Source organism: Pseudomonas gozinkensis, from assembly GCF_014863585.1.
GTDB lineage: Bacteria > Pseudomonadota > Gammaproteobacteria > Pseudomonadales > Pseudomonadaceae > Aquipseudomonas > Aquipseudomonas gozinkensis.
Window position 1 is genome coordinate 4619165 of sequence record NZ_CP062253.1, and the last position, 13459, is coordinate 4632623.

14 protein-coding genes are annotated in these 13459 nt (G+C 61.4%); 8 read left to right on the top strand and 6 right to left on the bottom strand.

Annotation, left to right across the window (positions count from 1 at the left end; genetic code table 11):
• Window positions 1–16 precede the first annotated feature (16 nt).
• A complete protein-coding gene (locus IHQ43_RS20445) occupies window positions 17–670 on the bottom strand; it encodes a thiopurine S-methyltransferase (RefSeq protein WP_192561905.1) in 654 nt (217 codons plus the stop codon).
• 102 nt (window positions 671–772) lie between these two features.
• On the opposite strand from IHQ43_RS20445, the gene IHQ43_RS20450 reads away from it, so the two are divergent.
• Window positions 773–1540 carry a DODA-type extradiol aromatic ring-opening family dioxygenase gene (locus IHQ43_RS20450; RefSeq protein ID WP_192561906.1) on the top strand — a complete coding sequence of 256 codons (768 nt, stop codon included), beginning with the start codon at window positions 773–775 and terminating at the stop codon, window positions 1538–1540.
• A 77-nt stretch (window positions 1541–1617) separates the two neighbouring features.
• On the opposite strand, the gene IHQ43_RS20455 is transcribed toward IHQ43_RS20450, so the two are convergent.
• On the bottom strand, window positions 1618–3291 hold the full coding sequence (locus IHQ43_RS20455) for a DEAD/DEAH box helicase (RefSeq protein WP_007955707.1): 1674 nt from the start codon (window positions 3289–3291) through the stop codon (window positions 1618–1620).
• A gap of 422 nt (window positions 3292–3713) precedes the next feature.
• Between IHQ43_RS20455 and IHQ43_RS20460 the strand changes: the two genes are divergently transcribed.
• A complete protein-coding gene (locus IHQ43_RS20460) occupies window positions 3714–4505 on the top strand; it encodes a crotonase/enoyl-CoA hydratase family protein (protein WP_192561907.1) in 792 nt (263 codons plus the stop codon).
• Between the two features lie 3 nt (window positions 4506–4508).
• Here the strand turns inward: IHQ43_RS20460 and IHQ43_RS20465 are convergent, their stop codons facing one another.
• Window positions 4509–5264: a spermidine synthase gene (locus IHQ43_RS20465; RefSeq protein WP_007955705.1), complete on the bottom strand. Its 756-nt coding sequence runs from the start codon at window positions 5262–5264 to the stop codon at window positions 4509–4511.
• 150 nt (window positions 5265–5414) lie between these two features.
• Here IHQ43_RS20465 and IHQ43_RS20470 point away from each other — a divergent pair, with 150 nt between their 5' ends.
• Entirely contained in the window at window positions 5415–6761 is a 1347-nt protein-coding gene (locus IHQ43_RS20470) for a class II 3-deoxy-7-phosphoheptulonate synthase (protein ID WP_064383296.1), read from the top strand.
• A 131-nt stretch (window positions 6762–6892) separates the two neighbouring features.
• Here IHQ43_RS20470 and IHQ43_RS20475 read toward each other — a convergent pair whose 3' ends face one another.
• Both IHQ43_RS20475 and IHQ43_RS20480 read right to left on the bottom strand, forming a co-directional pair.
• Window positions 6893–8119 (bottom strand): winged helix-turn-helix domain-containing protein, encoded by a 1227-nt coding sequence (locus IHQ43_RS20475; RefSeq protein ID WP_192561908.1) that lies wholly within the window; start codon window positions 8117–8119, stop codon window positions 6893–6895.
• A 64-nt stretch (window positions 8120–8183) separates the two neighbouring features.
• Entirely contained in the window at window positions 8184–8399 is a 216-nt protein-coding gene (locus tag IHQ43_RS20480) for a DUF1127 domain-containing protein (RefSeq protein ID WP_007955702.1), read from the bottom strand.
• Window positions 8400–8496: 97 nt separating this feature from the next.
• On the opposite strand from IHQ43_RS20480, the gene IHQ43_RS20485 reads away from it, so the two are divergent.
• A complete protein-coding gene (locus tag IHQ43_RS20485; RefSeq protein ID WP_007955701.1) occupies window positions 8497–9351 on the top strand; it encodes a LysR substrate-binding domain-containing protein in 855 nt (284 codons plus the stop codon).
• On the opposite strand, the gene IHQ43_RS20490 is transcribed toward IHQ43_RS20485, so the two are convergent.
• Window positions 9341–10090 (bottom strand): sulfite exporter TauE/SafE family protein, encoded by a 750-nt coding sequence (locus IHQ43_RS20490; protein WP_085744971.1) that lies wholly within the window; start codon window positions 10088–10090, stop codon window positions 9341–9343. The genes IHQ43_RS20485 and IHQ43_RS20490 overlap by 11 nt on opposite strands.
• A 112-nt stretch (window positions 10091–10202) precedes the next feature.
• On the opposite strand from IHQ43_RS20490, the gene IHQ43_RS20495 reads away from it, so the two are divergent.
• From IHQ43_RS20495 to IHQ43_RS20510, 4 genes are all read left to right on the top strand, one after another.
• Window positions 10203–11159, top strand: coding sequence for a LysR family transcriptional regulator (locus IHQ43_RS20495; RefSeq protein WP_192561909.1), 957 nt, complete (start codon window positions 10203–10205; stop codon window positions 11157–11159).
• Window positions 11160–11242: 83 nt separating this feature from the next.
• On the top strand, window positions 11243–11707 hold the full coding sequence (locus IHQ43_RS20500; protein WP_047295464.1) for a MarR family winged helix-turn-helix transcriptional regulator: 465 nt from the start codon (window positions 11243–11245) through the stop codon (window positions 11705–11707).
• 272 nt (window positions 11708–11979) lie between these two features.
• Window positions 11980–12399 carry an organic hydroperoxide resistance protein gene (locus IHQ43_RS20505; protein ID WP_192561910.1) on the top strand — a complete coding sequence of 140 codons (420 nt, stop codon included), beginning with the start codon at window positions 11980–11982 and terminating at the stop codon, window positions 12397–12399.
• Between the two features lie 33 nt (window positions 12400–12432).
• On the top strand, window positions 12433–13446 hold the full coding sequence (locus tag IHQ43_RS20510; RefSeq protein WP_192561911.1) for an alpha/beta hydrolase: 1014 nt from the start codon (window positions 12433–12435) through the stop codon (window positions 13444–13446).
• Window positions 13447–13459: the final 13 nt, after the last annotated feature.

Genomic DNA, 13459 nt, shown 5'->3' on the forward strand with positions numbered 1-13459 from the left:
TTTTTTTGCCTGTCGATTACTGTCCGGAAATCCGGTAAACCCGTTCCTCCAGCCGCGTAACGCCGGCCTGCACGAACTTCCAGCTGTCACCGAGTACATCCTGCTCTTCCAGCATCTCGACGCGCCAGGTACTGCCCAGCAAACGCTGCACTTCAGCATCGTCTACGGAAAATGGCGGCCCGGGCATCTGCGACTGGTCGTAATCCAGCGTCACCAACAACCCTCGACACGTCGGCAAAAGACCCTGCAGATGCGCGGCATAGCGCTCGCGCATCGACGGCGGCAAGGCAATCACCGCCGCCCGGTCATACAGCGCGGTGCATCCCGCCACATCAGCCGCCGTCAGCGAGAAGAAATCCCCGCACCACAACTCGATCGCCCCGGCGCGATAAACCTTGAAGTTGCCCTGCTCGCTCACCTGCGGCTGCAATTGCTGCTCAAGGAAGAAATCCTCCACGGCCTTCTCCGACAGCTCGACGCCGAGCACCTGATGACCACGGCCGGCGAGCCACAGCAAATCCAGGCTTTTACCGCACAACGGCACCAACACACGTGCCTGCGCCGGCATGGCCAGATCGGGCCAGTGTCGCTGCAAATAGGGGTTCACTTCAGGCTGGTGAAAGCCGATCTGGTTCGATTCCCACTTCTTGTGCCAAAACTCCGGCTGCATGCATCCTCCTAAGAATTCGATCAAAAGGCGCTAAAACTTATATTGGAATTAGATCAATGAACTGACTGAAGATGAGCCATCTTAACGCTCAGGAACCCTTCCATGTTTCCCAGCCTGTTCATTTCCCACGGCTCGCCCATGCTGGCGCTGAAGCCCGGTGCCAGCGGCCCGGCCTTGGCGCGACTGGCGGCCGAGCTGCCACGCCCGAAAGCCATCGTCATCGTTTCCGCCCACTGGGAAAGCCATGAGCTGCTGGTCAGCAGCCATTCGCAACCGGAAACCTGGCACGACTTCGGTGGTTTCCCCCGAGCACTGTTTGAAGTGCAGTATCCGGCACCGGGCAATCCGCAACAGGCCCGCGAAGTTGCCGATCTGCTGACCGCCAGCAACCTGCCGGCACGCCTCGATCCGCAGCGACCGTTCGACCACGGTGTGTGGGTGCCACTGTCGTTGATGTACCCGCAGGCCGACATCCCGGTGGTTCAGGTCTCCCTGCCCAGCCGTGGCGGCCCGGCGTTGCAGAACCGCGTCGGCCAGGCGCTGGCCAGTCTGCGCGAACAGGGCATTCTGTTGATCGGCTCCGGCAGCATCACCCACAACCTGCGGGAACTGGACTGGCACGCCGGCCCGGAAAGCGTCGAGCCGTGGGCCCGGGATTTCCGCGACTGGATAGTCGACAGGCTCGCCGCCAACGACGAAGCCGCCCTGCACGATTACCGGCAGCAGGCACCGAACGCCGTGCGCAGCCATCCAAGTGACGAGCACTTGTTGCCGCTGTACTTCGCCCGGGGTGCCGGCGGTGATTTCAGCATTGCCCATCAAGGCTTCACCATGGGCGCACTGGGGATGGACATCTACCGCTTCGGCTGATGGCCAAATCGCAGGCAAAAAAAATCCCCGAACCAGTCGGGGATTTTTTATGTTCGATCAATCAGCCCAAGGGCGGATCAATCTTCGCGGTAGCGACGCAGCTTCAACTGCTTACCGGCAACGCGAGTGTCCTTCAGCTTGGTCAGGAGTTTGTCCAGACCATCTTCCGGCAGCTCGACGAGGCTGAAGCTATCACGCACCTGGATGCGACCGATGGCTTCACGTGCCAGACCACCTTCGTTGAGGATGGCGCCCAGCAGGTTTTTCGCCGCGATACCGTCACGCGCGCCCAGCGCGGTACGGCAACGGGCACGGCCTTCGCCCAAAGGCATTGGCGCACGACGCTCGCGATCACCACGGTCCGGACGATCACCGGAACGCTCAGGACGGTCGCCACGTGGCGCGCTGTTCGGCACCAGTGGACGTTCCTTCTCGATCGCTGCCAGGTTCAGCGCCTGACCATTGGTGGCCTTGCGCAGCAGTGCGGCAGCCAGGGCACGCGGGGTGCAACCGATGTCGGCGGTCAGGCGATCCAGCAGATCACCGTGAGTCGATTCGGCGTCAGCCACCAGCGGCGACAGGCTGTTGGTCAGTTTCTTGATGCGGGCATCGAGAACGGCCTGAGCGTCCGGCAGACGCACTTCGGCAACTTTCTGACCGGTCACACGCTCGATTACCTGCAGCATGCGGCGCTCACGCGGAGTCACCAGCAGCAGCGCGCGGCCTTCGCGACCGGCACGGCCGGTACGGCCGATACGGTGCACGTAGGATTCCGGATCGTACGGCATGTCCACGTTGAAAACGTGGGTGATGCGCGGAACGTCCAGACCACGAGCGGCTACGTCGGTCGCCACAACGATGTCCAGACGGCCATCTTTCAGCGAGTCGATGACGCGCTCACGCTGGTTCTGGGCGATGTCGCCGTTCAACGCTGCGGCTTTGTAGCCTTTGGCGTCGAGGGCGCTGGCCAGATCCAGGGTCGCTTGCTTGGTGCGCACGAACATGATCAGAGCGTCGAAATCTTCCACTTCCAGCAAGCTGAGAACGGCAGAAGTCTTCTGGTCAGCGTGAACCAACAGGTGAGCCTGTTCGATCGCGGTAACGGTCTGGGTCTTGCTCTGGATCTTCACGTGCTTTGGATCGCGCAGGTGACGCTCGGCGATGGCACGGATCGACTGCGGCAGGGTAGCCGAGAACAATACGGTCTGACGGGTTTCCGGCATGGCCTTGAAGATCACTTCGAGGTCGTCCATGAAGCCCAGTTTGAGCATTTCGTCTGCTTCGTCGAGAACCAGGTGGTTCACGGTCTGCAGCACTTTTTCGTCGCGACGCAGGTGGTCGCACAGACGGCCCGGAGTGGCGACAACAATCTGTGCGCCATTACGGATTGCTTTCAATTGTGGGCCCATCGGCGCGCCGCCGTAGACAGCCACAACAGTCACGCCCGGCATTTGCTTGGCGTAGGTTTCGAAAGCGGTTGCAACTTGTAGCGCCAACTCACGAGTTGGGGCCAGGATCAGAGCTTGCGGCTCGCGCTTGGACGGATCAATGCGGTGCAGGATAGGCAGGGCAAAGGCAGCGGTTTTACCGGTACCGGTTTGCGCCTGACCAATCATATCGTGACCGGCGAGGATGATCGGGATCGACTGCTGCTGAATGGCCGAAGGCTCTTCATAGCCGGTAGCGACTACTGCAGCGACAATATTGGGATGAAGTTCAAGAGCGGCGAAGCCGCCGATTTCCTGGGTCATGGGTCTGCCTCTAAGTGCATCCGCAAAGACCCATGCTCCAAAGCTGCACATGCCGTGTTGAGACTCAAGAGTCGCCCTGGCAGCTTTGTCGGCGGGGATTTGCGAAAACGAATGAATGAAAAAGAATCGTCAAGGAAGAGCCCGCAGTGCGGACGTGCAGCCGAAGCTGACTTCGGGGAATTGCGCTACCTAAACGCGGCCCGGTTAAAGGCCGGCGCGCACTATACCGGAATTTGCCCAAAAAGGGAGCTTTTTTTATCGGCGAAATACAGTTGTCACCGCTGTGTAACGGGGTTTTGCGGATAATCGGGCAAAGGTCTATTTTTCAAAGACCCCGGCCCTGCGGGCGATGGCGCTTAAACGATTCACCGACGTGCGGCATCTGGTCGCTGCACCCGTTCTTCCCCTGCGAGGAAACACCCATGAATCAGCCCTGCCCCGGCCGCGTGAGCCGTGCGCGCCACGGTCACGTGCATTTGATCGGCCTGGACCGCGCCGCCAAGCGCAATGCCTTCGACCTCGACCTGCTCAACGACCTGGCCCTGGCCTACGGTGAATTCGAGGCCGACAGTGACGCACGGGTAGCGGTGGTGTTCGGGCATGGCGAGCATTTCACCGCCGGGCTCGATCTGGTCAACGCCAGCTCTGCCCTCGCCCAAGGCTGGCAGGTGCCGCCCGGCGGTTGCGATCCATGGGGCGTGTTCGTCGGGCCACGGGTCAGCAAACCGGTGATCGTCGCGGCTCAGGGTTATTGCCTGACCATTGGCATCGAACTGATGCTCGCCGCCGACATCAACCTGTGCGCCAGTAACACCCGCTTCGCCCAGATGGAAGTGCAGCGCGGGATCTTTCCGTTCGGCGGTGCGACATTGCGCTTTCATCAGATCGCCGGCTGGGGCAATGCGATGCGCTGGTTGCTGACCGGTGACGAGTTCGACGCCCATGATGCGCTTCGCCTGGGCCTGGTACAGGAAGTCATGGCCAGTGAAGATTTGCTGCCGCGCGCCATCGAACTGGCCGAGCGCATCGCCCGGCAGGCACCGCTTGGCGTGCAGGCGACGCTGATGTCGGCGCGTCAGGCTCGCTTTGAAGGCGAGACCGCAGCGGCCAAGAGCTTGCCGCCGCTGGTGAAGAAGTTGCTGGCCACTGAAGACGCCAAGGAAGGTGTGCGCTCGCTGGTGGAGCGCAGGCCCGGCGTTTTCAAAGGCCTTTGAAGATCAGGTCGCCGGACGGATGCAGTTGATCAACGTCTGCAACGAGTAACCCAGCTTCGGCGCCAGGGCTTCAGCCCGGGCGGTCAGCGCCTGCATGTCCAGCACCTGATCGAGATCCGCCGGCACGATCAGAATGACGTTGCCCTCCTTCACCGGCAGTTCCCAGTAATGCCGGTGATAGAGCCCGCGCAACAGCGCCGCGCCCAACGGTTTGCCGTCATCGGTGGCCCATTGGTTGATCACCAGCCAGCCGCCAGGATTCAGACGTTTCTGACAGTCACCGAGGAAATTCCACGCAAGGTGCCCGGCGCCGGGACCGACATCGGTGTACAGGTCGACGAAGATCAGATCCGCCGGCTCAGCGGTCGGCAGCAGTTCGAGGGCATCGCCGACACGGATGTACAGCCGTGGATCGTCATCCAGCCCGAGATATTCGATGGCCAGACGCGGTACGTCGGGGCGCAGTTCGATGGCTTCGACATCTTCGAGCGGCAGGAACTTGAGGCAGGCCTGGGTCAGCGTGCCGGCACCCAGTCCGAGAAACAGCGCACTCTCCGGTTGCTCATGGCACAGGGCGCCGATCAGCATTGCCCGGGTGTAGTCGTACTCCAGCCAGCTCGGGTCGGCGGTAAACACGCAGCTTTGCTCGATGGCATCGCCGAACTCCAGAAAGCGGTAGTCGGCCACTTCCAGCACGCGAATCACGCCGAACTCATCCTGTACCTCGGCGAGCAACAGCTCGACGCGCTCCTCAGTCATTTCGTCTCCTGGTGGTCACCGGGCGCGGTGACGCGATGGCACCGCTGTGGTGCCGTGGCAAAGCGGCGATTGTCGGCGAAGCGGCAGGAGCAGGTCACGCACTAATTGCTGCTAACATGGCCGTCCGTGCGTAGAACCTTAGAGACCGTGATGAGCCAACCCTGGAGCCCTGACAGCTGGCGCGCCTTGCCGATCCAGCAACAACCCCAATACCCCGACGCCGCGCATCTGCGCCAGGTCGAGCAGACTTTGGCCAGCTACCCGCCGCTGGTGTTTGCCGGCGAAGCGCGCGAGCTGCGTCGTCAGTTTGCCGAAGTCACCCAGGGTCGGGCGTTCCTGTTGCAGGGCGGCGACTGCGCGGAAAGCTTCGCCGAGTTCTCCGCCGCGAAGATTCGCGACACCTTTAAAGTGTTGCTGCAAATGGCAATCGTCATGACCTTCGCTGCCGGTTGCCCGGTGGTCAAGGTCGGGCGCATGGCCGGCCAGTTCGCCAAGCCGCGCTCGGCCAACGACGAGACCATCGACGGCGTGACCCTGCCGGCCTACCGGGGCGACATCGTCAACGGCATCGGCTTCGACTCCGCCAGCCGCGTACCGGATCCCGAACGTCTGCTGCAGTCGTATCACCAGTCCACCGCCACCCTCAACCTGTTGCGCGCCTTCGCCCAGGGCGGATTTGCCGACCTGCATCAAGTGCACAAGTGGAACCTGGACTTCATCGCCAATTCGGCGCTGGCCGAGAAGTACAGCCACCTCGCCGACCGCATCGATGAAACCCTGGCCTTCATGCGCGCCTGCGGCATGGACAGCTCGCCGCAACTGCGCGAAACCAGTTTCTTCACCGCCCACGAAGCCCTGCTGCTGAACTACGAAGAAGCCTTCGTGCGCCGCGACAGCCTGACCAACGATTACTACGATTGCTCGGCGCACATGCTGTGGATCGGCGACCGCACCCGTCAGCTCGACGGCGCCCACGTCGAATTCCTGCGCGGGGTGAACAACCCGATCGGGGTGAAAGTCGGCCCGAGCATGAACCCCGACGACCTGATCCGCCTGATCGACGTGCTCAACCCGGACAACGATCCGGGCCGCCTGAACCTGATTGCACGGATGGGCGCGAACAAGGTCGGCGATCACCTGCCGGCGCTGATCCGTGCGGTGCAGCGCGAAGGCAAGCAGGTGCTGTGGAGCTCCGACCCGATGCACGGCAACACCATCAAGGCCAGCAGCGGCTACAAGACCCGCGACTTCGCGCAGATCCTTGGCGAGGTGAAACAGTTCTTCCAGGTTCACGAGGCGGAAGGCAGCTACGCCGGCGGCATCCACATCGAGATGACCGGGCAAAACGTCACCGAGTGCATCGGCGGCGCTCGGCCGATCACTGAAGATGGTTTGTCGGATCGCTATCACACCCACTGCGACCCACGCATGAATGCCGATCAGTCGCTGGAACTGGCGTTCTTGATTGCTGAAACCCTGAAACAGGTTCGGCGCTGAGTTCGGAAACCTTCATTGTTTGATCGGGCCTCATCGCGGGCAAGCCCGGCTCCCACAGGATTGGTGTCGTACATTGAGTTTGTGAACGGCTCGGTCACTGTGGGAGCTGGCTTGCCAGCGATGAAGCCGGTTCAGTCGCAGCCGATCTGAACCATAGCCATTCGGAGCCGACCGGCACTTTCCCGCTGACAATTGAGCTGCACCTGCTCAAGCCCCAACCAGTCCGCCATGCGCCGCAGGTTCAGCGCCAGCGCCAGCATCCCTGCGTCATCCAGCCCCGTTTCTTCTTCGTGCACCGCATGCACTACCAGGCGCCCCGCCGCCCGTTCGGCGCGCAGGTCAACCCGTGCAGCAATTCGTTCGTTGCGCAGGAACGGCAGCACGTAGTAGCCATAGACCCGCTTGTCCTGCGGCGTATAAATCTCCAGCCGATAGCGGAAATCGAACAGCCGCTCGGTCCGGCTGCGCTCCCAGATCAGTGAATCAAAAGGCGACAGCAATGCACTGGCCTCGGCTTTGCGTGGGACTTTCGGCTCAGGCAGGCAATAAGCGATCTGCCTCCAACCAGCGACCTCGCAGGTCAGCAGTTGCCCGTCCTCGACCAGTTCGGCCAGACGCGGGCGGGCATCGGAGGGATTCAGACGGAAGTAATCACGCAGGTCCTTTTCCGTGCCGACACCCAGCGCCTGCGCTGCATGCAACAGCAAACCTCGCTGCGCCTCGGCTTCATTCGGCAATGGCTGTTGCAGCACGGAAGCCGGAATCACTCGCTCCGGCAAGTCATACAACCGCTCGAACCCGCGTCGTCCGGCCACGGTGACTTCACCAGCGGCAAACAACCATTCCAGTGCATGTTTTTCAGCGCTCCAGTCCCACCACGGTCCGGCCTTTTCTTCGCGGGTCGACAGGCTGCCCGCACCCAGTGCACCCTGCTCTTCGACCGACGCCAATACCCGGCGAATAGTGTCCTGTTGTTCGCGTCCGAACCGCGCCAGTTGCTGATAGATGTCTTCACCGCGCTTGGCCCGCTGCATGCGCCAGCCCATCAACGGGTACATCGACAGCGGCAGCAACGACGCTTCATGGCCCCAGTATTCGAACAGCGCACGACGTCGCCCCGAGCTCCAGGCAGCCTGGTCGAGCAAGTCAGCAGAATAGGAACCGAGACGGGAGAACAGCGGCAGGTAGTGCGAGCGCACCACGGCGTTGACGGAGTCGATCTGCAACAGGCCGAGGCGTTCGATCAGCCGGTTGACGTGCATCGCCTTGACAGCCGGCGGCTGGCGCCCGTGAAACCCTTGGGCAGCCAGTGCCAGACGTCGAGCCTGTTTAAGGGAAAAGGACAATGTCGCGGGCATGTATTCCTCCATGTCTGCTCGCAACCTACCTCACTTGAAAGTGGTTTGTGTAGCGATGGCCTCATCATTTATGCATCGGATCGTCCCAGAACGGCCGCACCGATTCATGTTCGACATCGGCACGGCTGACCCCGATGTCCTTCAACGCTTCGTCGCTCAGACTGGCAAGCAACTCGCGTTCGCGGTGAAGCTCGTACCAGCGGCTAAACTTGTGCAGCAGATCGGAAATCAGATGGACCGGCACTCTTTCATCGCTCACATACAGTTTTTGACCTTTCATCGTGTTGCCCTCCTTTAGGGATGGCTCAAGTCTCGCGCCGGCGCTACGATCAATCCAACGAATGTTTCTGATGGCATGCATCACGGAGATTCATCAATTGTCGGCGTACCCCAGTATCGATACCGATGTCCTGCGTACCTTTGTCGCGATTGCCGATCAGGGCGGGTTTACCCGCGCCGGCGAGATGGTCAACCGCACTCAATCGGCGGTTAGCATGCAGATGAAGCGTCTGGAAGAGGACGTGTTGCAGCGCCAGTTGTTCGAGCGCGACGGGCGTCAGGTGCGCCTGACCGCCGAAGGCCAGGTGTTGCTCGGCTACGCGCGGCGCATCCTGAAATTGCACAGCGAAGTGTTCAACACCCTGCGCGAGCCACACATGGTCGGCACCGTGCGGATCGGCACGCCGGACGATTACGTGATGCGCTTTCTGCCGGGAATCCTGTCACGCTTCGCCCAGTTCTATCCGCTGATCCAGATCGAAGTGCATTGCGAGTCGACCAAACAGTTGCTGCAGCGCACGGACCTGGATCTGTCGATCGTCACCCGCGAGCCAGGCAACGAGATTGGCCAGTTGCTGCGCAAGGAACGCTTCGTCTGGGCCGAGGCGCAAAACTTCAGCGCCCACGAGCAGACGCCGTTGCCGCTGGCGATGTTCAACAGTGATTGCTTCTGCCGCCTTTGGGCGTGCAATGCGCTGGACGCGATGGGTCGCGAATACCGGATCGCCTACAACAGCACCAGCCTGTCGGCGCTGATGGCGGTGGTGAGCGCGGGTCTGGCGATCACCGCGCAACTGGAAAGCCTGATCACACCGGATCTACGGATTCTCGGGGCCGCCGAGGATCTGCCGCTGCTGCCCGAGGCCAGCATCATGCTGATCCGCAACCTGAACAATCCGTCGCCGATCACCGAATGCCTGGCCGAGCACATCGTCGAAGGCTTCAAACTTTAAAGGCGAGCATCACCGCGCACAGCACCAGGAACCCGCAGAACAGCCCGCGCAGGAGTTTTTCCGGCATCGCGTGGGCCACTTTCACACCCCAGCTGATGCTGGCCAGACCGCCGATGGCCAGCGGCAGGCCGATCATCCAGTCCACTTCGTGGTGCACCGCGTACGTCACCAGGGTGACACCGGTGCTCGGCAATGCCAGCGCCAGCGAAAGCCCCTGAGCGACCACCTGAGTGGTGCCGAACAGGCTGGTCAGCACCGGCGTCGCCACCACCGCCCCGCCGACACCGAACAAGCCGCCCATGGTGCCCGACGCCGCGCCGAGCACGCCCAGCCATGGCCATGAATAACGCATCTCGGACGTCGCTGCCGGACGAGCGCCAAACATCCGCACCAGGTTGTAGGCAGACAACGCCACGAGGAACGCGACAAAACCGATGCGCATGGTTTGCGCGTCGATGCCCACAGCCCAGATCGAGCCGATCCACGCGAAACAGAATCCCATCACCGCCAGTGGCAATGCATGGCGGAGTTCGATGCGATTGCGCTGATGATAACGCCACAGCGCAAGCATCACGTTCGGCACCACCATCACCAGCGCCGTGCCTTGGGCGATCTGCTGATCAAGCCCGAACCACACGCCCAGCAGCGGAATGGCGATCAAGCCACCACCAATGCCGAAGATCCCACCCAGAGTGCCAAGGGCGGCCCCAAACAACAGGTACAGCAAAAACTCGATCACAGCAGAATTCCTCATACGTCAGATGACTCATCCTACGCAGTCGGCGCTGGCACGGAAACGCACAGCAACGCACAATGGCTGTGCCAAATCCGCATAGGCACTGAGCCGACTCATGAATCCCAATCAATTGACCGAACAACTGGGGCTGTTTCTCGATGTATTGGAGAGCGGCAGTTTTTCTGCTGCTTCGCGCCGCCATCCGCTGACGCCATCCGCCGTAGCGCGGCGCATCGACAGTCTGGAAAGTGCTGTCGGCAGCCAACTGTTTATCCGCAGCACGCATGCGGTGCGTGCCACGCCGGCCGGTCTGGCATTTGCCGAACGTGCGCGCAGGATTGTGGCCGAGCTGCAATTGGCCCGGGCTGAAGCGGTATCCCTGAGCAGCGCGCCGGAGGGACTGATTCGGGTGGATGCGCCGGCAGCATTCGGGCGTCGGCATCTGGCGCCGGTGATTGCCGACTTTCTGGTGCTGTATCCGGGGCTCGACGTGCAACTGCATCTGATCGACAGCTTCGTCGATATGGACGGTTCGAACCTGGGCAAGGTCGATCTTGTGTTACGGGCCGGGCAAATGGCTGACACCCGACTGGTAGCCACGCCACTGGCGAGCATGGTGCGCATCGCCTGCGCCAGTCCCGACTATCTCAAGCGTCGGGGTGTGCCGAGCGAACCGGCACAACTTGGCGCACATGACGGCCTCGATTGGGACGGCCTCGCCCCGCCCTTCGCCTGGCGTTTCGAGCAGGACGGACAGATGCAATTACATCGCCCGGCACGGGTGCGCATGAGCGCCAACAACGCCGAGGCGCTGGTCTGCGGTGCGCTTGCGGGACTCGGGATCGCGCATCTGCCGACCTGGCTGGCCAGCGAATACCTGTTGCGCGGCGAGTTGCTGCCGCTGTTCTGTGAAAACGGCCTGCCAAAACCGGAGAGCACCGGCATCTATGCGCTGCGACTGGAGCAACAGGCCAGCTCTCGCAGCCGCCTGCTGCTGGAATACCTCAAGACCCGGTTCAGCCCAGTGCCACCCTGGGATCTGGCGCTGCAACGGGAGTTGGGCCGGCACTGACCGGTTCGCCACCGGGCACAATTGTCTGGCGCATTAAAGATTCGAGCGCTAGATTCATCTGCATCACCGTTCAAGGCACTGACATGACCACCGACCGCGACACCACCGATCACTGCGAAGACCTGCTGCTCGACAATCAGGCCTGCTTCGCCCTGCATTCCACTTCGCTGATGATGACCAAGGTCTACAAGCCGCTGCTGCAAGCGCTTGGCCTGACGTATCCGCAATACCTGGCGATGATGGTGCTGTGGGAGAAGGATGGTTTGACCGTCGGAGAAATCAGCACGCGTCTGCTGACCGATCCGGGCTCGCTGACCCCGCTGCTCAAGCGGCTGGAAGGTGAAGGTTTGCTGAGCCGAACCCGCAGCCGTGAGGATGAACGGGTGGTGATCGTTGAATTGACTGCACAGGGACGCGCCTTGAAAGACAAGGCCCGAACCGTGCCGCAATGCATCCTCGGAGCCAGTGGCTTCACGCTGGAGCGTCTGCAAAACCTGCAAGCCGAGTTGCAGGCCTTGCGTGGTCATTTGCAGGACAGCCTCGCTTAAAACCTTCCCTTCCCTGTGGGCGCAGCCTTGCGCCTGCAGGCGTATCGCGCCTTCCCCCGCTTGTCCCCGAAAAACTTTCCTCTCGTTTTAAATTCAAAAAAATCTTATATATCAAAAGGTTGAGATCAAGATTCATCCCGATCCAAGCGCCTACTCCCGCTTTCTTCAAAAATTTATCTTGCGCGCTAAATATTCGCGCAGTACATTTACTCCGCACCTAGTTAGCGCGCAAACAATTAGCGCAACAAACCACACTCAATGAGGCTCACACCATGCAAACTCTCTACACCGCAATCGCAACCTCCACTGGCGGCCGTGACGGTCGTGCGATCTCCAGCGACAACATTCTCGACGTCAAGCTGGCCACCCCGAAAGAACTTGGCGGTGCTGGCGGCGCAGCCACCAACCCTGAACAACTGTTCGCCGCCGGTTACTCGGCCTGCTTCATCGGCGCCCTGAAATTCGTGGCCAGCCAGACCAAACGCAAAATCCCGGACGACGCGTCGATCACCGCTCACATCGGCATCGGCCAGATTCCTGGCGGTTTCGGTCTGGACATCGACCTGCACATCAGCCTGCCGGGCCTGGAACAGGCTGACGCACAAAGCCTGGTCGACGCTGCCCACCAGGTCTGCCCGTACTCCAACGCCACCCGTGGCAATGTCGATGTGCGTCTGCACGTCACCGTGTAATCACTGACACTCAGGCCCGTACAGGAAATGAACATGAACACTTTCAGCAAAGTCTTGACCGGTACCCTTCTCGCCCTGTCCATCCACAGCGCATTCGCCGGGGAGGTTGAACACAACACCCAGGCGTTCCTCGATGTGCTGAATGCCGGCACCGGCAAGCCGATGGAACAGATGACGCCCAAGGATGCCCGCGCCGTGCTGACGGGCGCGCAGTCCGGGGTCAAACTGACGCTGCCCAAAGCAGACGTCAGCGAGAAGACCATCCAGGTCGATGGCCAACCGTTGAGCCTGACCATCGTCCGGCCGGCCGGGGTCAAGGGCGAGCTGCCGGTGTTCATGTTCTTCCACGGCGGCGGCTGGGTACTGGGGGATTTCCCGACCCACGAACGTCTGGTGCGGGATCTGGTGGTCGGCTCGGGGGCGGCGGCGGTGTTCGTCAACTACACCCCTTCGCCGGAAGCGCATTACCCGGTGGCGATCAACCAGGCTTACGCCGCCACCAAGTGGGTGGCCGAACACGGCAAAGAGATCAACGTCGACGGCAAGCGTCTGGCGGTGGCGGGCAACAGCGTCGGCGGCAACATGGCGGCAGTCGTCGCCTTGATGGCCAAAGACAAAGGCACTCCGGCGATCAAATTCCAGGTGCTGCTGTGGCCGGTGACCGATGCCAATTTCGACACCGGTTCGTATAACCAGTATGCCGAGGGGCACTTCCTCACCCGCAACATGATGAAGTGGTTCTGGGACAACTACACCACCGACGCCAACCAGCGTAACGAGATCTACGCCTCGCCGCTGCGGGCCACGACCGCGCAATTGAAAGGTCTGCCGCCTGCACTGGTCCAAACCGCCGGGGCCGACGTACTACGTGACGAAGGTGAAGCCTACGCCCGCAAACTCGACGAAGCCGGGGTACCGGTGACCTCGGTGCGCTACAACGGCATGATCCACGACTACGGTTTGCTCAACGTGGTCAGCCAGGTACCGGCAGTGCGTTCGGCGATGTTGCAGGCCTCGGAAGAACTGAAACAGCACCTGAAGCAGTAATTTTCATCAGGTA

What these genes read in the sequence shown, in the direction of transcription:
- IHQ43_RS20445 (WP_192561905.1), bottom strand. Translation starts at nt 670, where the DNA reads ATGCAGCCGGAGTTTTGGCACAAGAAGTGGGAATCGAACCAGATCGGC.
- IHQ43_RS20450 (WP_192561906.1), top strand. Translation starts at nt 773, where the DNA reads ATGTTTCCCAGCCTGTTCATTTCCCACGGCTCGCCCATGCTGGCGCTG.
- IHQ43_RS20455 (WP_007955707.1), bottom strand. Translation starts at nt 3,291, where the DNA reads ATGACCCAGGAAATCGGCGGCTTCGCCGCTCTTGAACTTCATCCCAAT.
- IHQ43_RS20460 (WP_192561907.1), top strand. Translation starts at nt 3,714, where the DNA reads ATGAATCAGCCCTGCCCCGGCCGCGTGAGCCGTGCGCGCCACGGTCAC.
- IHQ43_RS20465 (WP_007955705.1), bottom strand. Translation starts at nt 5,264, where the DNA reads ATGACTGAGGAGCGCGTCGAGCTGTTGCTCGCCGAGGTACAGGATGAG.
- IHQ43_RS20470 (WP_064383296.1), top strand. Translation starts at nt 5,415, where the DNA reads ATGAGCCAACCCTGGAGCCCTGACAGCTGGCGCGCCTTGCCGATCCAG.
- IHQ43_RS20475 (WP_192561908.1), bottom strand. Translation starts at nt 8,119, where the DNA reads ATGCCCGCGACATTGTCCTTTTCCCTTAAACAGGCTCGACGTCTGGCA.
- IHQ43_RS20480 (WP_007955702.1), bottom strand. Translation starts at nt 8,399, where the DNA reads ATGAAAGGTCAAAAACTGTATGTGAGCGATGAAAGAGTGCCGGTCCAT.
- IHQ43_RS20495 (WP_192561909.1), top strand. Translation starts at nt 10,203, where the DNA reads ATGAATCCCAATCAATTGACCGAACAACTGGGGCTGTTTCTCGATGTA.
- IHQ43_RS20500 (WP_047295464.1), top strand. Translation starts at nt 11,243, where the DNA reads ATGACCACCGACCGCGACACCACCGATCACTGCGAAGACCTGCTGCTC.
- IHQ43_RS20505 (WP_192561910.1), top strand. Translation starts at nt 11,980, where the DNA reads ATGCAAACTCTCTACACCGCAATCGCAACCTCCACTGGCGGCCGTGAC.
- IHQ43_RS20510 (WP_192561911.1), top strand. Translation starts at nt 12,433, where the DNA reads ATGAACACTTTCAGCAAAGTCTTGACCGGTACCCTTCTCGCCCTGTCC.